Here is a 20,537-nt window from a genome sequence, read left to right as displayed (position 1 = left end):
GGGCCGGGGCCCCGTCACTCACGCTCAAAAAAAGACGCGACAAAGGTTGCACGCAACTGTGGCGCGGCCCGGGCGATTTGAGGGCGCGGAGGTGGCCGGGGGGAGGGACAGGCGCGCGCGGCCGGGCCGCGCGCGAAGGGTCAGCCGTTTTCGCGCAGCACCCGACCGGCCAAGTAAAGCGAGCCGCAGATCAGGATGCGCCCGCCCGGGGCCTGTGCCTTCAACTCCGCCACCGCCTCATCGACACTTTCGGCGGTGGTGGCGGGGATGCCGGCCTTCCGGGCGGCCTCGGCAGTGCGTTCGGCGGGCAGGGTCGCGGCCTCGCCGGGGATCGAGACGGCGATCAGGTCCTGGGCCAGCCCGGCCAGGGGGCGCAGGTAGCCGCCGATATCCTTGGTATCCAGCATGCCGCAAATCAGGTGCAGCGGGCGCTCGGGCAGGCGGGCCAGCGCCTCGGCCAATGCCTCGCCCGCGGCGGGGTTGTGCCCGCCGTCCAGCCACAACTCGGCCTCGCCGGCGGCGGCGATCAACGGTCCGGTAGTCAGCCGTTGCAGGCGCGCGGGCCAGTAGGCATCGCGCATCGCGGCCTCGCACTCGGCCTCGCCGAACCCCAGATGGCGCAGGGCGGCGATCGCCATCCCGGCGTTCTGCACCTGATGGGCGCCGATCAGGTTGGGAAGCGGCAGGTCCAGCAGGCCGGTCTCGTCCTGGAACACGAGGCGCCCGCGTTCTTCCCAGACGTGCCAGTGCTGTCCGCGCACCAGCAGCGGGGCGTCAAGCGCCCGGGCCCGCGCCTCGATCACGTCGAGGCCGGCCTCTTCCTGGGCGCCGACGATGCAGGGCACGCCGCGCTTGATGATGCCGGCCTTTTCGCCGGCGATCAGGGCCAGGGTCTCACCCAGGTATTGCTGATGGTCGATGGAGACCGGGGTGATGATGCTGAGGGCGGGGCTTTCGACCACGTTGGTCGCATCCAACCGCCCGCCCAGCCCGACCTCAAGCACGGTGTAGTCGGCGGGCACCCGGGAAAAGGCCAGGATGGCGGCGACGGTCGTGATCTCGAAATAGGTGATCGGGGCGCCGTCGTTGGCGGCGTAGCACTCGTCGAGGATCTCGGACAGGTAGCTTTCCGAAATCAGCTCGCCGGCCAGGCGGATCCGCTCGTGGAAGCGGGCGAGATGGGGGGAGGTGTAGGCATGCACCCGTTTGTCCCCCGCCTCCAGCCCGGCCCGGATCATCGCCTGGGTCGAGCCCTTGCCGTTGGTGCCCGCGACGTGGATCACAGGCGGCATGTTCTTCTCGGGGTGGCCCAGGGCGGCCAGCAGCCGCCAGACGCGATCCAGCGTCAGGTCGATGACCTTGGGGTGCAAGGTCATCATCCGTTCCAGCAGGGCGTCCGAGCCGGCAAGCGCCGACGGCGCGGTGGCCTCGCTCACTTCGCCGTGCCCTTGTCCTTGGCGTCAGCCGCGGGCTTGGCGGATTTCGCCGTCACGGGTTTCGCCGCGGCCGCATCGCCGGCGGTTTTGGCGCCCGCCTTGGCAGGTTCGGCGTTCTCGACGGCGGCCGGAAGTTCGGGCGCGGTTTCGGCGTCGGGACCGATCGAGGGGGGCGGCAGGTCGCCCTTCACCTCGGGCGGCAGGCCGGTCAGCATCCGTGTCAGGGTGATCAGCTCGGCGCGCATCTGGCTGCGGTGGGTGACCCGGTCCAGCATGCCGTGGTCCAGCAGGTATTCGGCACGCTGGAACCCTTCGGGCAGCTTCTCGCGAATCGTCTGTTCGATCACGCGCGGCCCGGCGAAGCAGATCAGCGCGTTCGGCTCGGCGATATGGACATCACCCAGCATCGCGTAGGAGGCGGTGACGCCACCGGTCGTGGGATGGGTCAGCACGACGATATAGGGCAGGCCCGCTTCCTTCAGCATCTGCACGGCCACGGTGGTGCGCGGCATCTGCATCAGCGACAGGATCCCTTCCTGCATCCGGGCACCGCCGGCGGCCGAGAACAGCACCAGAGGCCGCTTCAGCTTCACCGCGCGCTGGGCGGCGGCGATGATGGCGTTGCCCACATACATGCCCATGGATCCGCCCATGAAGCTGAAGTCCTGTGCCGCCGCGACGATAGGCGTGCGCCCGATCTCGCCCTCGGCGACCAGCATGGCCTCTTCCTCGCCGGTGGATTTCTGCGCGGCCTTCATCCGGTCGGGATAGCGTTTCTGATCCTTGAAATGCAGCGGGTCGGTGACCGGCGCGGGCACTTTGACCTCGGTGTAGACACCGCCGTCGAACAGGCTTGCGAAACGTTCACGCGGGGTGATCGCCATGTGGTGGTCGCAGTTGGTGCAGACCATCAGGTTGTCGGCCAGCTCGCGGTGGAAAAGCATCGTTCCGCATTCGGAGCACTTGGTCCACAGGTTCTCGGGCACCTCGCGCCGCGAAAAGAGCGAGTTGATCTTCGGCCGGACGTAGTTGGAAATCCAGTTCATTCAGGCGATCCCTCCTGCCGCGCGCAGATCCGCGCGGGCCGTTTGTCGGCCCCTGAGATAATTCGGCGGGCCGGCGAATGCAATCATGAGCCGGGGCCGTCCCCCGGCGAGCGGGTGCGCCCCGTCTGTATGGAGGCGAGCGCGGGGGCGGGTTCGGCCACAGGCTCCGGGCCCATCGCTGAGGGCGGCGGGGTTTCCGCCGCGTCCTCGGGCCACGGGCGCGCCACCAGAAGGCACAGCGCCCACGCCAGGGTCAGCACCGCCAGTTCGGCCCACAGAAGGCCCGGCAGCGTGGCGTCGTCCGCGCCGTCGAAGGGCAGGGTATAGAGCGACAGGCCCGACATCGGCCCTTGGAGAGAGACCAGCAGCAACGAGAAGAAGTTGTTGATGAAGTGAAAGCCGATGGCGGCCCCCAGATCGCCGGTCCGCGCCGTCAGGTCCGCGGCATAGACCGCGAACAGCGTGGCCCAGGCCGCGACCACCCAGGCGTTCGCGCCCGCGTCCTGGGGCGAGAAATGCCCGATCCCGAACAGCACGGCCGGCAGGAACATCCAGATTAGCGGGCTGCGGAAGCGGGCGGCGAGCTGCTGCATCAGGTAGCCGCGGAAGACCATCTCCTCGGCGCTGACCTGAAGCAGCAACAGCGGCAGCGACAGGGGCAGCAGCATCAGCCAGGTGGCGGGTGCGACATTGGGCTCCAGGTCGGTCATCGTTGCCAGCACGATCAGGACCGCGACCTGCATCACGCTCAGCACCGCCGTGACCCGCAGGAAGTTGCGCCACAGCCCCGCGCGCGGACCAAAAAGCGTGCCCGCCCCGCGCCGGTGCAGCAGCCAGGCCGCCGCGATCGGGGCCAGCGCCATGAAGCCGAAGCTTGCCAGCGCCAGCAGCAGGCCCCGCGGGGTGGCGCCCTCGGCCACCTCCTGCATCAGGGCGGCGCCGGTCCCCTCGGGCAGGGCCAGGCGCAGGGCAAGCCCCGCGCCCAATAAGGGCACGCCATAGACCGCAAGACCCAGCACCACGCCAAGAGCAAGGCGCCACAGGGCCGGGCGGCGCCGCGCCGGCGCGATCAGCCGTTGCAGGGGGCGGGAATAGGCCAGGCGCATTGGCGGGTCCTTCGGGCATCACGGGGGCAATTCCCCTGCATATAGCGCGCGGGCGCCCCGGCGGCGAGGTGTCGCCGCCCGGTGCCCCGCTTGGCGCCCCGAACAAGTGGCGCGGCAAGCCCGGCGCCGAGGGGCGCGCTGACAAGAGGCGATGCACCGCCGCAGGCGGGCGCGGCATGGCGTTCACCCGCTTGTGTCTGAACGCGCACGCGTCTATTCCAAAGCCCAAGCAGCGCCATCGGGAGGGTCTCATGCTGAAACGTCCGTTCGATAAATCCAAACTGCCCAGCCGTCATGTGACCGAAGGGCCCGCCCGTGCACCGCACCGGTCCTATTACTATGCCATGGGGCTGAGCGAGACCGAGATCCACCAGCCCTTCATCGGCGTCGCGACCTGCTGGAACGAGGCCGCGCCGTGCAACATCTCGCTCAACCGTCAGGCGCAGGCCGTGAAGCTGGGCGTGAAGGCCCAGGGCGGCACCCCGCGCGAGTTCACCACCATCACCGTCACCGACGGCATCGCGATGGGCCACGAGGGGATGCGCAGCTCGCTCGCATCGCGTGAGGCCATCACCGACTCGGTCGAGCTGACCATGCGCGGCCACTGCTACGACGCGATCGTCGGTCTGGCCGGCTGCGACAAGTCGCTGCCCGGCATGATGATGGCGATGGTTCGCCTGAACGTGCCGTCGGTCTTCATCTATGGCGGCTCGATCCTGCCGGGCCGGCTGAACGGCAAGGACGTCACCGTCCAGGACGTGTTCGAAGCCGTCGGCCAGCACCAGGCCGGCAACCTGTCCACCTGCGAGCTGGAAAAGCTGGAAGCCGTGGCCTGCCCCTCCGCCGGGGCCTGTGGTGGTCAGTTCACCGCCAACACGATGGCCTGCGTCTCCGAGGCGATCGGTCTGGCGCTGCCCAACTCATCCGGGGCGCCCGCGCCCTACGAAAGCCGCGACCAATACGCCGAGGCTTCGGGTCAGGCTGTCATGCACCTGATCGAAAAGAACATCCTTGCGCGCGACATCGTCACCCGCAAATCGCTCGAGAACGCGGCACGGGTCGTGGCCTGCACCGGCGGCTCGACCAACGCCGGCCTGCACCTGCCTGCCATCGCCCACGAAGCCGGGATCGATTTCGATCTGGATGACGTCTGCGCCATCTTCCGCGACACCCCCTACTTCGTCGACCTCAAGCCCGGCGGTGCCTATGTCGCCAAGGATCTTTATGAGGCCGGCGGCGTGCCCGTCGTAATGAAGGAGCTGCGCAAGGCCGGTCTGATCCACGAGGATTGCATGACCGTCACCGGCGAAAGCATCGGCGTCGAGATCGACAAGGTCACGCGTGAGGCCGACGGTCGCGTCATCCATCCCGTCAGCACCCCCATCACCAAGACCGGCGGCGTCGTCGGCCTGAAGGGCAACGTCGCCCCCGAGGGTGCCATCGTGAAGGTCGCCGGCATGTCCGAGGCCGAGCAGGTCTTCACCGGCCCCGCCCGCGTCTTCGAATGCGAAGAGGATGCCTTCCAGGCGGTGCGCAACCGCGAATACAAGGAAGGTGAGGTCATCGTGATCCGCAACGAGGGCCCCGCAGGCGGCCCCGGCATGCGCGAGATGCTGGCCACCACCGCGGCCCTTTCGGGTCAGGGCATGGGCAAGAAGGTCGCGCTGATCACCGACGGGCGTTTCTCGGGCGCGACGCGGGGCTTCTGCGTCGGACACGTCGGCCCCGAGGCCGCGCATGGCGGCCCGATCGCCCTGCTCAAGGATGGCGATGTCATCACCCTCAACGCCATCGAGGGGACGATCTCGGTCGATCTCAGCGACGAGGAACTGGCCAGCCGCAAGGCCGCCTGGTCCGGCCCGCGCGAGACGATCTATGCCGCCGGCGCCCTGTGGAAATACGCCCAGCTTGTCGGCGCCACCAACAAGGGTGCTGTCACCCATCCCGGCGGCAAGGCCGAGAAGCACGCCTACATGGATCTTTGAGCATGATGCAGCTTTACGGCCTGGTGGCGGCGCTTGGCGTCGCCGGGGGGCTTGCCGGATGCGCCGGGCTGAACGGGGGCCCCTTCGCGGGGGCAACCGCCGGCGCGGGGGGCAAGGCCCTGTCGCGGGTCGCGCCGAAGCAGGTGGTGGCCTCGGGGACCGATGTCACCATCGTCGGTCCGCGCGGCTTCTGCGTCGACCCCGCGGCCTCGGCCGCGCGGGAGGCCGGATCCTTCGTGCTGATGGGCAATTGCGCCGCGATCTCGCGCATGCCCGACGCGCCCCAACCCAGCGTTCCGGCGCGGCTGACGGCCTCGATCAGCGCGCCAGAGGAAGGGCCCGCCGTGGCTCTGATGCTGGAAGAGCTGCGGGTGTTCCTGGCCTCCGAGGCGGGGCGCGCCGCGCTGTCGCAATCGGGTCGCGCCGCGGACGTGACGGTTCGCCAATCCTTTACCCGTGACGGTGTCTTCTATGTGCGCACCTCGGACCGGACGCTTGGCTCGGACCAGTGGCGGGCCTTCTTCGACGTGCGCTCGCGCATGGTGTCGTTGACGGTAGGCGGCACCGCCGACTATCCGCTGGATGGCCGCGCCGGGCTGGAGCTGATGCGCGATTTCGTGCGCCGGGTTCAGCAGGCCAACAGCGACTCCCGCCGGGTCTGAGCGGGCCGCCGGCCCCGGTGGGTCCGGTCGATACATTGGGCGCGGCGGGCCGAAATCGGGCCCCCGCCGCGAAACCCTTTGTCCGGGCCGCCATGATTGCGCATTATGGGGCGACGAAAGGATCGGCAATGCTTGAACGCTTGAAGGAAGTCATCGGGCGATACCGTCAGCGCCGGTCGCTGAACTGGTGGCACGATGCCGTCGCCATCGCCGAGACCACGGATCTTGAGCGGCTGCGCACCCTGCGCACCCACGCCCGCCAGCAACGCCGCCGGGTGGAGCAGGTGCTGCACGTGGCCGATGCCCGCCTGACCCTGCCGCTTCTAAGTTCCAACGCCATCCGCAAGCCGATGTATTGCGACTGGGCCTACCGGCCGCAGATCTGGCGCGGGCCCCTCTCGCCCCCTGGCATTAGCGCGGTCGAAAGCCAAACGGCCTTCGGCGACGAGGCGACCGTCTTCCATGACTGCAAGGTCAGCGAGCTGACCCTGCGCCAGCTGCGCAACACGCGGGGGGAGGATCTTGCCCCCTTCGGCCTGCGCATGGACGTGTTTCAGTTCGACGGCTCGTTCCTGTCCCTAGTTCTGGACCTGCCGGCCGAAGCCGCGCGCGACCTGCGCCTGACCCACGTGCTGCGCATCGAGGCCATCGTCGAGCTGGAAAAGCCGCTGGAACTTTTTGCCCGGCTGAACATCAAACACGGCCCTAATACCGAGCAGATCGTGCGCGAATTGCCCGTAGGGTCGAAAGAGATTATGGTCGAATTCGACATGGCCTATACCAAGATCAACGAAAAACGAGTCGAGCGTATCTGGCTCGACCTCATCTTCGAGGGCCCCGAGATGAATCAGATCGTCATCCGCGACCTGACGATGATCCGCCGCCCGAGGTCCGAGCTGTGAGGGGCGATCCGGCAATGGCGGGCTTCGTGCTGACCAAGACGCGGCTGCACGCTGGCGTCTGGGAAGGCGTCCTGACCGCCGTGGACGAGGCCGCGGGCCGGCCCCACCTGTTGATCACCCATCTCGAACAGCCCCTGGACGGGGTCGAGATCACCGAGGATCCGGCGACCGAGGGTCAGTGGGTGCTGCGCATTCCCGTGCCCGCCGAGATCCTGTCGGACGGGGTGCAGACGATCCTGATCCAGGACGCCCGCAGCGCCGTGCGCCTTGGCAGCTTCACCATCGTCACCGGCGAGCCGCTGGAGGATGACATCCGCTCCGAGATCGACCTGCTGCGGGCCGAGCTGGACATGCTCAAGCGCGCCTTCCGCCGCCATTGCCTGGAAACCAGCTGAGCCGCGGCGCGTCCCAACGTCCACAGCATTCCCGCCGCGTCAGTTGACGCGGGGTCGGGCGTGACAGCCTGCCCCCTCTTGCCCGAGATTGGCCGCAAGAAGGAGAGGCCATGATCCGTTACCCGCACATGCTTGCCCCGCTCGACCTTGGCTTCACCACCCTGCGCAACCGGGTGCTGATGGGGTCGATGCACACCGGCCTGGAAGAGACCGGCGACTGGAACCGGGTCGCCGAGTTCTACGCCGAGCGGGCGCGCGGCGGTGTCGCGCTGATGGTGACCGGGGGCATGGCCCCCAACCGCGAAGGCGGGGTCTTTCCCGGGGCTGCGGGCCTTTTCACCGACCAGGACATCGCCAACCACCGCGTCGTGACCGACCGGGTCCACGAGGCCGGCGGCAAGATCGCGATGCAGATCCTCCATGCCGGGCGTTATGCCTATGGCAAGGAATGCGTGGCCCCCTCGGCGATCAAGTCGCCGATCTCGCCCTTCGTGCCGACCGAACTGGACGAGGAGGGGATCGAGAAGCAGATCGCCGACATCGTGACCGCGGCCACCCGGGCGCAGCAGGCCGGTTACGACGGGGTCGAGATCATGGGCTCGGAAGGGTATTTCCTGAACCAGTTTCTCGTCGCCCATACCAACAAGCGCACAGACCGCTGGGGCGGCAGCTACGAGAACCGGATGCGATTGCCGCTGGAGGTTGTGGCCCGGGTCCGGGCCGCCGTGGGGGCCGAGTTCATCCTGATCTACCGATTGTCGATGATGGACCTCGTGTCCGACGGGTCCAGCTTTGACGAGGTGGTCGAGCTGGCCCGCCGGGTCGAGGCGGCGGGCGCCAGCATCCTCAACACCGGCATCGGCTGGCACGAGGCGCGCATTCCCACCATCGCGACCTCGGTGCCGCGCCGGGCCTTCGCCTGGGTCACGGCCAAGCTGATGGGCAAGGTGGGCATCCCGGTGATCGCCTCGAACCGGATCAACACCCCCGGCGTCGCCGAGGAGATCCTGGCCGAGGGAGCCGCCGACATGGTCTCGATGGCGCGGCCCTTCCTGGCCGACCCCGATTTCGTCGCCAAGGCCGCGGCGGGGCAGGCCGACCGGATCGCCCCCTGCATCGCGTGCAACCAGGCCTGCCTGGATCACACCTTCGGCGGCAAGATCGCCAGTTGCCTGGTGAACCCCCGCGCGGGCTATGAGACGAAGCTGCGCTATGAGCCTGCGGCCACGCCCCGCCGCATCGCGGTCGTAGGGGCCGGGCCTGCGGGCCTGTCGGCCGCGCTGGTCGCGGCAGAGCGCGGCCATGCCGTGACGCTGATCGACCGCGCCCCGCGCCTTGGCGGACAGTTGAACATGGCCGCGCGTATCCCCGGCAAGGAAGAGTTCGCGGGCCTGCTGGATTATTTCGCCACCGCCGTTGGGGCCGCCGGCATCGACCTGCGCCTCGGCCAGGAAGCCAGTGCCGAGGAGCTTGCGGGTTTTGACGAGGTGATCGTTGCGACCGGCGTGCTGCCCCGCGATCCGGGCATCCCCGGCCAGGACCTGCCCCATGTGCTAAGCTATGTCGACGTGCTGGCAGGCGACGCTCCGGTGGGCGACCGGGTGGTGCTGATCGGTGCCGGCGGCATCGGTTTCGACGTGGCCGAATTCCTGGGCCAGCCCGTGCCCAGCCCGACCACGGATCTGGACCGCTGGCTGCATGAATGGGGCGTGGCCGACCCCGAGCGGCAGCGCGCCGGTCTTGCCCCCGAGGGGCCACAGCCCGAACCTTCGCGCCGCCGCATCACCCTGCTTCAGCGCAAGCCCGAGAAGCCGGGCCGCCGGCTGGGCAAGACCACCGGCTGGATCCACCGCACCAGCCTGCGCCACCTGGGCGTGGAAATGCGCGGCGGGGTGGGTTACGAACGGATCACGCCCGAGGGGCTTGAGGTCTCGACCGGCGAAGGGGGCGAGGCGCGGCTCATCCCCGCCGACACGATCGTCCTTTGTTCGGGGCAGGTGAGCGACCGGTCGCTGGCCGACAGTTTGCAGGCGTTGGGCGTGACGCCCCATGTCATCGGTGGCGCCGATGTGGCGGCGGAACTGGACGCCAAGCGGGCCATCGACCAGGGCGCACGGCTGGCGGCGGGCCTGTAGGCGCCCTTTTCGCCCTTTTTGATCCCTGTTCGCGTTTCGGGAACACCTGTTTCATTGTGCACGTGTCCTGAACGGTCCGTGAAGTTACCCCGGTATTGTCCGACGCCCTCCGCATTCCTGCCTGAATTCCCGCAGAAAACAGGTCACGTTGAATGCGAGTGAAAAGGGCACGTCAATGGACCGTCTGACCGAAATGGAAGCCTTTGCGACGGTGGTGGACCAAGGTGGGTTTACCGATGCTGCAAAGAAGATGGGGATCTCGAAGTCGGCGGTTTCCAAGCACGTCTCCTCGCTGGAGGCGCGGCTGGGCGCACGACTTCTCAACCGCACCACACGCCGCGTCAGCCCGACAGAGATCGGTCTGGCCTATTATGACCGCGCCCGCCGTGTGCTGAACGATGCCGGCGAGGCCGACGCGCTTGTCACCTCGATGCAATCGGCGCCCAGCGGCCTGCTGCGGATCTCGGTCGCGACGGATTTCGGGGTCAATCACCTGTCGCCGATCCTGGGCGACTTCCTGTCGGAATTCCCCGAGATCACCGTCAACATGGTCCTCAACAACCGCTTCGTGGAGCTGATTTCGGAAGGGTTCGACATGGCCATCCGCATCGGCGAGCTGGAGGACAGCACCCTGCGTTCGCGCAAGCTGACCGAAACCACCCGCCGCATGGTCGGCTCCCCGGCGTATTTCGCGCGCTACGGGCGGCCCCAGAAGATCGACGATCTGAACGAGCACAAGCTGCTGCATTATTCCAACCAGTCGAACGGCAACGTCTGGAAGATCACCGCCCCCTCGGGCGAGAAGCGTCAGGTCCGCTCGGCCGGTTGGCTGACGGTCAATGACGGCCAGTCGCTGCTGAACGCTGCAATCTCGGGGCTTGGCATCGCCTACCTGCCCAGCTTCCTCTACCGAGAGGCGCTGGAAAAGGGCCTGATCGAGGAGGCGATCCCCGATCTGCCGCAGGAACGGCTGGGCATCTACGCGGTCTATCCCCCGGGGCGGTTCACCCAACCCAAGGTGCGGTCCTTCATCGATTATCTGGTGTCGCATTTCGCCGGGATGGAAGCGCCGATCTGAGCGGCGCCACCGGCAAGGCAGAAAATCAGCGGGTCGAGGTCAACATGGCTTCGACCCGTCTGTTTTTGCGCCGCCCCTCTTCCGTGAGGTTGCTGGCCAGCGGCGACAGGTAGCCAACGCCGTCGGTCTCGATCTGCGCGGGGCTGACCCCCAGCGCGACAAGATGCTCTCCGACCGAACGGGCGCGGCGCTTGGAGAGGGAGATATTGCCCTGAAGGCTGCCCTCGGCGTCGGTGTGGCCGACCAGCGTGACCCGACGCTCGGGGCTTTCGCGAAGATAGCGGGCAAGGGTGCCCAGCGTGCCGTATTCCCCTTGGGACAGGCTGGCCGCGCCGGTGTCGAAGACCAGATCCCCAAGGACCGCGGTTCCGTCGCTTTCCATGCGGGCGATCAGACCGGTCTGGGGCACCAGGCGGCTGCGGGTAGCGGGATGGGGGTTGTTGCCGGCGCGGGCGCTGCGGCTGGACTTGCCCACGGACGCCACGGGCTGGCGCAGCACATCGGCGCCCACCTCGATCACCTGGATCCAGGCGGTGTCGGAGCCGCGGCTGACCATCAGGCTGACGAATTCCGGCTTGGCGCCCCGCTCGCGATTGATCCGCCGGGCCGAGAGAAAGCGGAAATCGCCCAAGTCGACGTGCATGTCGGGTTCGGCCATGACCTCGGTGCCGAAGCGGAAATCGAAACCGCCGCAGGCGCGGGCCTTGCATTCGAACAGGACCTCGTAGCCGGCCTTGAGAAGCTGTTCGCGCATCGGGAACAGCACTTGCGGAGAGCTGAGCGCGCCGCCGTCGACCCGCATCGCCCGGCGCAGGATCGCGCCCTCCGCCCGCAGGGTCGGCAGGGCGCCGTCGGACCAGGGACCGACCGGCACGGCATAGCTTCCCGTCTCTTCGGTCTGACGCGCGGTCAGCTTGGCGTTGGCCGGCAGGTCGAATTCCATCGCCGGGGCGGCAATTGGCATCAGGGCCGCGACCAGGGCCAGGGGAAGGAGCCGTGCGATCATCGGGCCAGGCCGTGATATTCGGGGTTGGGGCGCATGTCGGTGGCCGAGGCCATTCGGTTCGTCATGTTGAAGAACCCGGCCACGGCCGCGATGTCCCAGATCGCGCGGTCGTCGAAACCGACCTTGCGCAGGGCCGCGCGGTCGGCCTCCTCGATGCTGTAGCTCTGCTCGGTCATCTTGACGGCGAAATCCAGCATCGCGCGCTGGCGCGGCTCAAGGGGCGCAGTGCGATAGTTCATCACCAGACGCTCCCCCAGCTCGGGGTCGCCCGACAATTGCCGGACGGCGGCCCCGTGCGAGACCAGGCAATAATAGCACCGGTTCACCGCCGAGACGGCGACGGCGATCATCTCACGCTCCAGCTTCGACAGGGGGCTGTCGGCGAGCATGAGGTCGTTATACATGGCGGTGAAGGCGTCGAACTTGTCGGGGTCGAAGGCATAGGCGCGAAGGACGTTGGGGACCATGCCCAGCTTTTCGACGCATTTGTCGAAATACCCCGCCATATGCGAAGGCATAGGCGCGGCTGGCGGCAGGTTCAGTGCCGTCGGCATGTCCGGTTCGTCTTTCAACCGTTTATGTTCCTTGCCTTAGCTCCCCGCCCGATAGTGGTAATGTCCCACGATTCCCATATTCAGAGAAGTATAGAGGCCCCGGGCCGGCGTATTTTCGCTTGTCACGGCAACCGCAAGGTGATCGGCCCCCAGCTCTTGTGCCCACTGGATTGCCGAGCCCAAGATATGCCGCGCGGCCCCCTTGCGGCGCAGGGGCGGCTGAACCTCCAGCGCGTGCAGCATGGCGATACCTTCATGCATGGCGACGAAGCCGACGCCCGCGGGTTTCATGCCAACCCGGTCGAAAATCGCGGTCTTGGGGCCGGCCACACGCTCCATCACCGACAGGCGTTCGGGGCCGATGCCGCCCATTTCCCAAATCTCTCGCATGATGGCGAGGGCGGGCCAGATGAACTGTGCCGTGGGCGAGGGGGGTGCGTTGCCGACCAGGGCGGCAACGGGGGCGGCCTTGATGACCACGGGATCCACCAGCGCAAAGTCGCGGGTGGCAAGGGCGGCGTCCAGGGCCTCCTGCCCCGGCAGCACCTGGAAAAGCACCGGGCCGCCCGCGTCGCGCATGGCCTGCACGGCGTCGTCGATCGTGGCATCCGACACCTCGCCGGGGTCACCCGTAAAGGTCGCGGCCGAGGCACGCTTGCCCCCGCCCGCCCCGTCGCGCAGCCGCCAGGGGCCGAGGGACGTGACCGCACGGGGGGGCCAGGTCGCCTCCATCGCGCGCAGGAAGCGGGGGGCGTCACCCCCGAGGGCCTGCCCCCCGATGGCCTGGTCATTCGCCGTGCCCGGTGAAGGGGCGTCCGCCTGTGCGGGGCGGTGATCTGCCGCCCCGGTCATGCCAAGCCTCCGAACCGGCGCTTCAGCTCGGCCAGCGCGGCCTCAAGCCGGTCCGGATCGGGGCCGCGCAGCACCAGGTTTGTGCCCAGCACCCCCGCCTCGACAAAGGGGTAGGAGCCGATGGAAAGGTCAGGGCATTCGGCGGCGACGGCGCCCAGCACCTCGGCCACGTCGCCCTCGGGGCGCTCGACGCGCAGGGTGCGGCTCTGGATCGGGGCGCCGCCGGTCAGCCCGGGCAGGACCGAGGCCAGCATCGCGCGGAAGATCGCGGGCACGCCCGCCATGACATGCACATTCTCAAGGATGAACCCCGGCGCGGTCGAGATCGGGTTCTCGATCAGGGCCGCACCGTCGGGAATGCGCGCCATGCGCAGCCGGGCGGCGTTCAGCTCCCGCCCCGAGGCGGCGTAATGGGCGGCCAGCAACGCGCGGGCGTCGGCGCGCACGTCGATCGGCCGGTCGAACGCGGCGGCAATGGCGTCGGCGGTGATGTCGTCATGGGTGGGCCCGATCCCGCCCGAGGTGAACACATGGTCCCAGCGTGACGAAAGCGCGCGCACGGCCTCGACGATGGCGTCGTGGTCATCGGCCACCACCCGACACTCGCGCAGGTCGATCCCGGCCGCCGTCAATTCCTGCGCCAGGTGGTGCATGTTGGCGTCCTGGGTGCGGCCCGACAGGATCTCGTCCCCGATGGCAAGCATGGCGGCGGTGGGGTTCTGCATGGCGGCTCCTTGGCGATATGGCGCGGTGGCGGCAGTGGGGCGGGGAAATGCCCGCGCGGCGCGGGGCGATCCGCTTGTCCGTCGACCTACAAGCGGTATAGGTCGGCGCCATGCGCTTTCAAACCCCTCTCGTCCGCGCCACGCTGCTGCGCCGCTACAAACGGTTTCTGGCCGACATCCGGCTGGAAGACGGGCGCGAGGTGACGGCCCATTGCCCCAATCCCGGTGCGATGCTGGGGTTGAACACACCCGGTCAGCCCATCCTGGTGGAACCCAACGACGATCCGCGCCGCAAGCTTGGCTGGGCCTGGCGACTGTCAGACCTGGGCGAAGGTCACTGGGCCGGGATCGACACCGCCCTGCCAAACAGGCTGGTGGCAGAGGCGCTGGCCCAGGGGGCGATCCCTGCCCTGGCACAGTATGAAACAGTCCGCCCCGAAGTCCGCTATGGCGAGCGTAGCCGCGTCGATTTCCTGTTGAGCGGCGGGGGGTTGCCCGACCTTTACCTCGAAGTGAAGAACGTCCACCTCTGCCGCCGTCCCGGCCTGGCCGAGTTTCCCGATTGCGTCACCGCCCGTGGCGCCCGCCACCTGGCCGAGTTGGGGCGGATGGTGGCGCAGGGTCAACGCGCCATGCTTCTCTACGTGGTGCAGCGCACCGATTGCACGGCGGTGGAACTGGCGGCCGACCTTGATCCGGCCTATGCGGCGGCCTATTTTCAGGCCATCGGCGACGGGGTCGAGGTGCTGTGTCACGGCACGCGGATCTCGCCGCTGGGCATCACGCTTGACCGCGCCCTCACGCCGCCCACGCTGCAGGGCAGCACGGCGGCTGGCGGTTTGTCGTGAATTGTTCTAAATTCAGTTGATACAAGAAAGTTTCCGGAGTTGACCTTGGACGATCGCCAAACCGCACATGTGACCCGAGATGGGATCCGCGTCTATGAACCCGCGGATTTCGAAGGCATGCGCAAGGCAGGCGCCCTTGCCGCACAGATCCTCGACGAGGTCGGACCCCTGGTCCAGCCGGGCCAGACGACCGGCGCGCTTGATGCCTTCATCACCAAGGCCGTCGAGGATGCCGGGGCCACCTCGGCCACGATCGGCTACAAGGGCTATCGGCACGCCTCCTGCATCAGCGTCAACCACGTGGTCTGTCACGGCATTCCCGGCGACAAGAAGCTCAAGGACGGCGATATCCTGAACATCGACGTGACGGTTATTGTCGATGGCTGGTTCGGCGACACCAGCCGGATGTACGTGGCCGGCACCGCCAACCGCAAGGCAGAGCGCCTGATCCAGGTGACCCACGATGCGCTGTTCAAGGGCATCGAGCAGGTCAAGCCGGGCAATACATTCGGCGATATCGGCGCCGCGATCCAGCAGCATGCCGAGGGGCATCGCATGTCGATCGTGCGCGATTTCTGCGGCCACGGCCTGGGACGCGTGTTCCACGCGCCGCCCAACGTGCTGCACTATGGCCGCTGGGGCACCGGACCCGTGCTGGAAGAGGGGATGTTCTTCACCATCGAGCCGATGGTGAATCTGGGACGCCCTGAAACCAAGGTCCTGGCCGACGACTGGACCGCCGTGACGCGCGACAAGTCCCTCTCGGCCCAGTTCGAGCATTCGATCGGCGTCACCGCCACCGGTTACGAGATCTTCACCCTGTCGCCCGGCGGCCTCTATTTCCCCAGCCTGTCCGAGTAAGCAAGGCGCGGCTCAGAGGTTATCCTCGACCCGGAACCCGGGCGGGATGCGGTCGCGCCCCTCTAACACAAGGTCGGCAATGACTTCGCCCATCAGTGGGGCCATGCCGAACCCAATCTTGAAGCCGCCGTTGGCAAGGGTGATCCCCTTGCGCAGCGGGTGCGCGCCCATCATCGGTGCGCGGCTGCGGGCGCGGGGCCTGACCCCGGCCCAGCGATCCAGAACCGAAACCCCATCCAGCTCCGGCATCGCGGCCACGGCGCGCGACAGCAGCTCGTCAAGCTGTGCATCGGTGCCGGTCGCTTCTTCGTAATACCGCTCGGTGGTGGAGCCGATGGCGAGGGTGCCGTCGAGATGCGGGATCAGGTGCATGCCATCGACGAAAAGCTGCGGCCTGCCGGCGCGGTCCAGGTCCAGCAGCATAGCCTGTCCCTTCACCCCCGCGCCCGCCGAACGGCGGCCCTGTTCGGCCAACTCGCGGTTCAGCGCCTCGATGCCCTCGGCGCCAGTCGCCCAGACCTCGGGCGGGTTCGGGGCGGCCTCGGATGCGGCGTCCACGCCGGTTATCACCTCTCCGCCAAGGGCGCGGACGGCCCCGGCAAGGGCCCGGGTGGCCTGGCGCGGATGCAGCAGGGCCGACAGCGTGTCATGCACCAGCATCCCCGTCGGGCTGGGCGGCAGCCAGGGGGCTTCGTGCGCGCCCGGGTCAAGGTCATTGGCCGCCACAACCCGCCAGTTGGCTGCCTCGCCCCAGTTGGCGCGGGCGTCGGCCTCGCGCTCCCGGGCCAGTGCGACCGCCCGGTCGTCGGCCAGCGGTTGCAGCCGGCCGGTGGGCGCATAGCCTGTGGGCAGGCCCGAGACCTCGGCCACCTCCGACCAGAACCCGCGCGCCATGAGCAGGCTTTCAAGCTGGAACGCCTTCTTCTCGTTCCAGCGGTCGGGAGTGTGCGGGGCAAGGGCGCCGACCAGTCCGCCGCTGGCGCCTGCGGCGATGCCGGCGGGGTCGATCACCCGCACACGGGCCCCTCGGCGCAGGCAGGCCCAGGCCACCGACAGGCCGATCACCCCGGCCCCCCTGACTGTCAGATCGACCGTTGCCAATTGCCGCGCTCCCGCTCATTGTCGCCGTGAATTTCGTAGGACAATTGATGCAGGATCACCAGAGCGCAGCCGCCGGCGACGACGCGGCCCCTGCCGCCGGGGCGGGGCAGGGCGGGCTGGAATGGCGTGACGGGCGGGTGCCCGTCTCGACCCGGTTTCAGGATCCGTACTTCTCGCTTGACCACGGGCTTGATGAGACGCGCCAAGTCTTTTTGGCGGGCAACGACCTGCCCGCCCGCCTGCGGCCGGGCTTCCACATCGCCGAGCTGGGGTTCGGCACGGGCCTGAACGCGCTGGCCACGGTCGCCGCCTGGCGCGCGGCGCGGGCAGAAACGGCCCGGGACGCGACCCCGCCCATCCGCTTCACCAGCTTCGAGGGGTTTGCCATGTCCGCCGCGCAGATGGCGCGCGCCCTGTCGGCCTTTCCGGTGCTGGAGCAGGACGCCGAGGTCCTGGTCCGCGCATGGGAGGCCGACCCGCATGGCACCATCCGGCTGGAGGGGCTGGAACTTCGGGTGATCCATGGCGATGTGCGCGACACGCTGCCCGACTGGTCCGGCCGCGCCGACGCCTGGTTTCTCGACGGCTTCTCGCCCGCCCGCAACCCCGAGATGTGGCAGCCCGAGCTGATGGACGAGGTCGCCCGCCACACCGTCCCGGGCGGCAGCTTCGCCACCTATACCGCCGCGGGATTCGTGCGCGAAGGTCTTGCCAAAGCGGGCTTCGCGGTCGTGCGGGTGCCGGGCTTTGGCCGCAAGCGGCACATGACGCGCGGTCGGCTTGAAGGGCAGGTCGCCCATGGCTGAGCGCAACGACCGCCTGGGCATCTACCTGATGATCGGCACCACGGCCGTCTTCGCCGTGCAGGACGGTATCTCGCGCCACCTGGCCAGCGAGTACAACGTTCTGATGGTGGTGATGATCCGCTATTGGTTCTTCGCGCTCTTCGTGCTGGCGCTGGCGGCGCGGCGGCCCGGTGGTCTGCGCGCCACCGCCCGCACCGCGCGGCCGGGTCTGCAAATCCTGCGCGGACTGCTTCTGATCACCGAGATCTGCGTGATGATCTGGGGCTTTGTCCTGCTGGGGCTGGTGGAAAGCCACGCGATCTTCACCAGCTACCCGCTGTTGATCGCGGCCCTTTCGGGGCCGCTACTGGGCGAGAAGGTGGGTTGGCGCCGCTGGGCCGCCATTGGCGTGGGCTTCGTCGGCGTCCTCATCATCCTGCAACCCGGTTACGCGGTCTTCGCCCCCGAGGCGGTGGTGCCGCTGGCGGCGGCGCTGATGTTCGCGGTCTACGGCCTGCTGACCCGCTATGCCGCGCGCTACGACAGCGCCGCGACCAGTTTCTTCTGGACCGGCATCGTCGGCGCCATCGGCATGAGCGCCATCGGCATCTGGTTCTGGGAGCCGATGGCCGCCGACGACTGGCTGTGGATGGGTAGCCTGTGCGTCACCGGTGCGCTGGGCCACTACCTTCTGATCCGCTGCTATGACGTGGCCGAGGCCAGCACCGTCCAGCCCTTCGCCTACCTACAGCTGGTCTTCGCCTCCGCGATCGGGCTTGCGGTCTTCGGCGAGACGCTGGCGCCCAACGTGGCCTTCGGCGCCGCGATCGTGGTGGCGGCCGGCATCTTCACCCTGTGGCGGGAACGCCGGGCCCGGTTGCGCGCAGCCGCCAAGGCGCGGGAGGCCGTCCCCGTCGCACCCCCGGTCACCTCGGGCCCCGAGGCTGGCTGAGGCCCGGTCCACCATCGACCTTTCAGGGCGTGGCAATGAAAAGGGCCGGTGCATGCACCGGCCCTACTCGCATCGTCTGCTTCGGCGTGGACGTCAGCCCCCCGCCTTCAGCTCTTTCATCAGATTCAGCGGGCCGACCTTGCCCTCCAGCCGCATGCGATAGATCGGCACCGATTCCATCACCCGCATGATGTAATTGCGGGTCTCGCGGAAGGGCACATGCTCGATCCAGTCGACGGGATCGACCTGCGAGGTGCGCGGATCGCCATAGGTCCGCATCCACGACCGTGGCCGCCCCGGCCCGGCGTTGTAGCCCGCGGCCACCAGCGCCTTGTTGCCGTTGAACTGGGGCAGCAGCCGCGCCAGGTAGGCGCCGCCGAGGGCCGCGTTGTAATCCCCGTCCGACAGCAGCCGGTTGCCCGAGTAGGAAAGCCCGACCTCGGCCGCCATCGCCTTTGCCGTGGCCGGCATCAGCTGCATCAGGCCGCGCGCGCCGGCGGGGCTGACGACGGATTTGTCGAACTCGGACTCGCGCCGCGCGATGGACAGGGCCAGCGATTTGTCGACCGGCAGATCCCGCTTGGCCAGCGCCGTCACCGGGTAATAGGCCCGCTGAAGCACGATCCCCCGCGACGCCGCGTATTTGGCGACCTTCAGCGCCAGGTGCGGCTCGTCCCGGTCCAGCAGCATGTCGGCGAGCTGACCCATCTCGTCGCCGTTCAACCGCTCGGACAGGTGCACGAACCAGCGTTCGGCCAGGTCAAGCTCGCCCGCCTCCAGCAGCAAGATGCCCGCCTTGAAGACCGAGGCTTCGCGGAATTTCGCGGTCTTCCAGCCGGGATAAAGCTTGTCGCCCAGCAGATCGGGGTCGGTGGGCTGACCGATACGCTCGGCCGCCAGCTGCCCGTAGAAGCTGGTCTGGTGCCTGGCCCCCTCGCGGTAGGATTTCTCGGCTTCGGCCTTGTTGCCCATCGCCTCGTGGGCGCGGCCCCGCCAATAGCCGGCGCGCCCCATGCTGATCGGGCTTTCGACGTCGTCGCGGTGGTTGTTGAAATGCGACAGCGCCCGCTTGGGATCCTTGAGATACGTCAGCGCGATATATCCCGACAGCCATTCCAGATCGGCGTAATGCGACCCCTCGGTCAGGCCGTGCTTGCTGGCCAGTTCGTAGGCGGTCTTGCCCTTGCCGTCGCGCATCAGCTGCCGCGCCATGCTGCGCCGGCGGTTCGACCATTCCTCCGGGCGGCCAAGGCGGCCCGCGGCACTGGTCTCCAGCATCAGCTCAAGGGCGCTGTCGTCGAGCCCCTTGCGCACGCGCCAGACGAATCGCTCATAGGCCAGACCGGGCGTGTCGCGCAGGTCGGACGGTACGGCGGCCACCAGGTTGTCGACCCCGTTGACCCGCCGTTGCAGACCGATGCGGGCGCGGGCCAGGGCGCGCTGCCCCTCCGGCACCAGCGGCAGCATGGCGTCGACTTCGGAAAAGCGCTGCCGCCACAGAAGCATGTCCAGACGCTCCTCGTGGTGCGGCTTCAGGATCTTGCCATAGCGTTCCAGGAAGGCATCCACCACGTCGGGCGTGGTCGGGTATTCGCGCCAGGCGCGGATGATCGCCTTCTCGGCCTCGGCGGTGCGTCCCTTCGCCTCCAGCGCGCTGGCCAGGCGCAGGGCGCCCAGGGCGGTCCCCGGCTCCTGACCTGCGAAATACTCCAGCACCCGGTCGGCCGGGGCATCGCGCGGAATGCGATACTCGCCGCGCTGGCGCAGCAGCGGCAGGCCCGGCCAGTCGCCGTAATCCTTCAGGAAGGCCAGATACTCGGCGAAATCCCCCTCGCGGGCGCGCAGTCTGAACCAGTCCACCACCGCCTGTGCGTTGGGGTCGGAGAGGCGCGACAGCCCGTCCCATTTCTGGCCGCGGACGTCTTCCATGGCCGCCGCCAGTTCCCGGGCGGCGGATGTGCGATTCTCGGCCGAAACCCCCGTGGGGGCGGCCAGGAAACACGTTGCGATCAGGCATATTGTCCGAAACATTCGATCCCCACTCGTGATTTACGCCCCGACTGTATCTTTCATCACCCCCCCGACAACAGACGTTCTTGGCAACCGGC

General features: G+C 68.3%; 19 protein-coding genes. 10 read left to right on the top strand and 9 right to left on the bottom strand.

Features of this window, described 5'->3' with window-relative positions; genetic code table 11:
• Positions 1–140: 140 nt before the first annotated feature.
• From CLV77_RS12250 to CLV77_RS12240, 3 genes are all read right to left on the bottom strand, one after another.
• A complete protein-coding gene (locus tag CLV77_RS12250; protein ID WP_076981114.1) occupies positions 141–1,379 on the bottom strand; it encodes a bifunctional folylpolyglutamate synthase/dihydrofolate synthase in 1,239 nt (412 codons plus the stop codon).
• Between the two features lie 53 nt (positions 1,380–1,432).
• A complete protein-coding gene (gene accD / locus CLV77_RS12245) occupies positions 1,433–2,482 on the bottom strand; it encodes an acetyl-CoA carboxylase, carboxyltransferase subunit beta (protein ID WP_083707788.1) in 1,050 nt (349 codons plus the stop codon).
• Positions 2,483–2,565: 83 nt separating this feature from the next.
• On the bottom strand, positions 2,566–3,588 hold the full coding sequence (locus CLV77_RS12240) for a CPBP family intramembrane glutamic endopeptidase (protein WP_076980049.1): 1,023 nt from the start codon (positions 3,586–3,588) through the stop codon (positions 2,566–2,568).
• A 251-nt stretch (positions 3,589–3,839) separates the two neighbouring features.
• On the opposite strand from CLV77_RS12240, the gene ilvD reads away from it, so the two are divergent.
• The 6 genes from ilvD to CLV77_RS12210 all read left to right on the top strand — a co-directional run bounded on the left by ilvD (position 3,840) and on the right by CLV77_RS12210 (position 10,745).
• The gene (gene ilvD, locus CLV77_RS12235) at positions 3,840–5,573 is read left to right on the top strand and encodes a dihydroxy-acid dehydratase (RefSeq protein ID WP_076980050.1); all 1,734 of its coding nucleotides are present in this window, start codon (positions 3,840–3,842) and stop codon (positions 5,571–5,573) included.
• Between the two features lie 2 nt (positions 5,574–5,575).
• Complete coding sequence (locus CLV77_RS12230; protein WP_076980051.1) at positions 5,576–6,235, top strand: hypothetical protein; 660 nt, start codon at positions 5,576–5,578, stop codon at positions 6,233–6,235.
• A 128-nt stretch (positions 6,236–6,363) separates the two neighbouring features.
• A complete protein-coding gene (locus tag CLV77_RS12225; protein WP_076980052.1) occupies positions 6,364–7,137 on the top strand; it encodes a DUF6478 family protein in 774 nt (257 codons plus the stop codon).
• A gap of 14 nt (positions 7,138–7,151) precedes the next feature.
• Positions 7,152–7,532: a hypothetical protein gene (locus tag CLV77_RS12220; RefSeq protein WP_076980053.1), complete on the top strand. Its 381-nt coding sequence runs from the start codon at positions 7,152–7,154 to the stop codon at positions 7,530–7,532.
• A 110-nt stretch (positions 7,533–7,642) separates the two neighbouring features.
• Entirely contained in the window at positions 7,643–9,667 is a 2,025-nt protein-coding gene (locus CLV77_RS12215) for an NADPH-dependent 2,4-dienoyl-CoA reductase (protein WP_076980054.1), read from the top strand.
• Positions 9,668–9,842: 175 nt separating this feature from the next.
• Complete coding sequence (locus CLV77_RS12210; protein WP_076980055.1) at positions 9,843–10,745, top strand: LysR family transcriptional regulator; 903 nt, start codon at positions 9,843–9,845, stop codon at positions 10,743–10,745.
• A 25-nt stretch (positions 10,746–10,770) separates the two neighbouring features.
• Here the strand turns inward: CLV77_RS12210 and CLV77_RS12205 are convergent, their stop codons facing one another.
• The 4 genes from CLV77_RS12205 to CLV77_RS12190 are packed head-to-tail and all read right to left on the bottom strand — an operon-like array spanning position 10,771 to position 13,882.
• On the bottom strand, positions 10,771–11,751 hold the full coding sequence (locus tag CLV77_RS12205; protein ID WP_076980056.1) for an OmpA family protein: 981 nt from the start codon (positions 11,749–11,751) through the stop codon (positions 10,771–10,773).
• Positions 11,748–12,305 carry a peroxidase-related enzyme gene (locus tag CLV77_RS12200; RefSeq protein WP_076981115.1) on the bottom strand — a complete coding sequence of 186 codons (558 nt, stop codon included), beginning with the start codon at positions 12,303–12,305 and terminating at the stop codon, positions 11,748–11,750. The genes CLV77_RS12205 and CLV77_RS12200 overlap by 4 nt, the downstream gene beginning before the upstream one ends.
• A 36-nt stretch (positions 12,306–12,341) precedes the next feature.
• Positions 12,342–13,157, bottom strand: coding sequence for a GNAT family N-acetyltransferase (locus CLV77_RS12195; RefSeq protein ID WP_236860985.1), 816 nt, complete (start codon positions 13,155–13,157; stop codon positions 12,342–12,344).
• The gene (locus CLV77_RS12190) at positions 13,154–13,882 is read right to left on the bottom strand and encodes a competence/damage-inducible protein A (RefSeq protein WP_076980057.1); all 729 of its coding nucleotides are present in this window, start codon (positions 13,880–13,882) and stop codon (positions 13,154–13,156) included. Before CLV77_RS12190 ends, CLV77_RS12195 begins: the two co-directional genes overlap by 4 nt.
• Before the next feature lie 110 nt (positions 13,883–13,992).
• Between CLV77_RS12190 and sfsA the strand changes: the two genes are divergently transcribed.
• Both sfsA and map read left to right on the top strand, forming a co-directional pair.
• A complete protein-coding gene (gene sfsA / locus CLV77_RS12185; protein ID WP_076980058.1) occupies positions 13,993–14,730 on the top strand; it encodes a DNA/RNA nuclease SfsA in 738 nt (245 codons plus the stop codon).
• 69 nt (positions 14,731–14,799) lie between these two features.
• On the top strand, positions 14,800–15,591 hold the full coding sequence (gene map / locus CLV77_RS12180) for a type I methionyl aminopeptidase (protein WP_280522652.1): 792 nt from the start codon (positions 14,800–14,802) through the stop codon (positions 15,589–15,591).
• A 12-nt stretch (positions 15,592–15,603) separates the two neighbouring features.
• Here the strand turns inward: map and CLV77_RS12175 are convergent, their stop codons facing one another.
• Complete coding sequence (locus CLV77_RS12175; RefSeq protein ID WP_076980059.1) at positions 15,604–16,692, bottom strand: NAD(P)/FAD-dependent oxidoreductase; 1,089 nt, start codon at positions 16,690–16,692, stop codon at positions 15,604–15,606.
• A 47-nt stretch (positions 16,693–16,739) separates the two neighbouring features.
• Between CLV77_RS12175 and mnmC2 the strand changes: the two genes are divergently transcribed.
• Positions 16,740–17,498, top strand: a complete 759-nt coding sequence (gene mnmC2, locus CLV77_RS12170; protein WP_083707790.1) for a tRNA (5-methylaminomethyl-2-thiouridine)(34)-methyltransferase MnmC2 — start codon at positions 16,740–16,742, stop codon at positions 17,496–17,498.
• Positions 17,491–18,429 carry a DMT family transporter gene (locus tag CLV77_RS12165; RefSeq protein ID WP_083707791.1) on the top strand — a complete coding sequence of 313 codons (939 nt, stop codon included), beginning with the start codon at positions 17,491–17,493 and terminating at the stop codon, positions 18,427–18,429. The genes mnmC2 and CLV77_RS12165 overlap by 8 nt, the downstream gene beginning before the upstream one ends.
• Positions 18,430–18,522: 93 nt before the next feature.
• Here CLV77_RS12165 and CLV77_RS12160 read toward each other — a convergent pair whose 3' ends face one another.
• Positions 18,523–20,358: a lytic transglycosylase domain-containing protein gene (locus tag CLV77_RS12160; RefSeq protein ID WP_158086721.1), complete on the bottom strand. Its 1,836-nt coding sequence runs from the start codon at positions 20,356–20,358 to the stop codon at positions 18,523–18,525.
• Positions 20,359–20,537 lie beyond the last annotated feature (179 nt).

It is taken from the genome of Brevirhabdus pacifica (genome assembly GCF_002797755.1).
Classification (GTDB): domain Bacteria; phylum Pseudomonadota; class Alphaproteobacteria; order Rhodobacterales; family Rhodobacteraceae; genus Brevirhabdus; species Brevirhabdus pacifica.
Note: the sequence above shows the minus strand (reverse complement) of the source record. Positions and strands in the feature narration are given on the sequence as shown.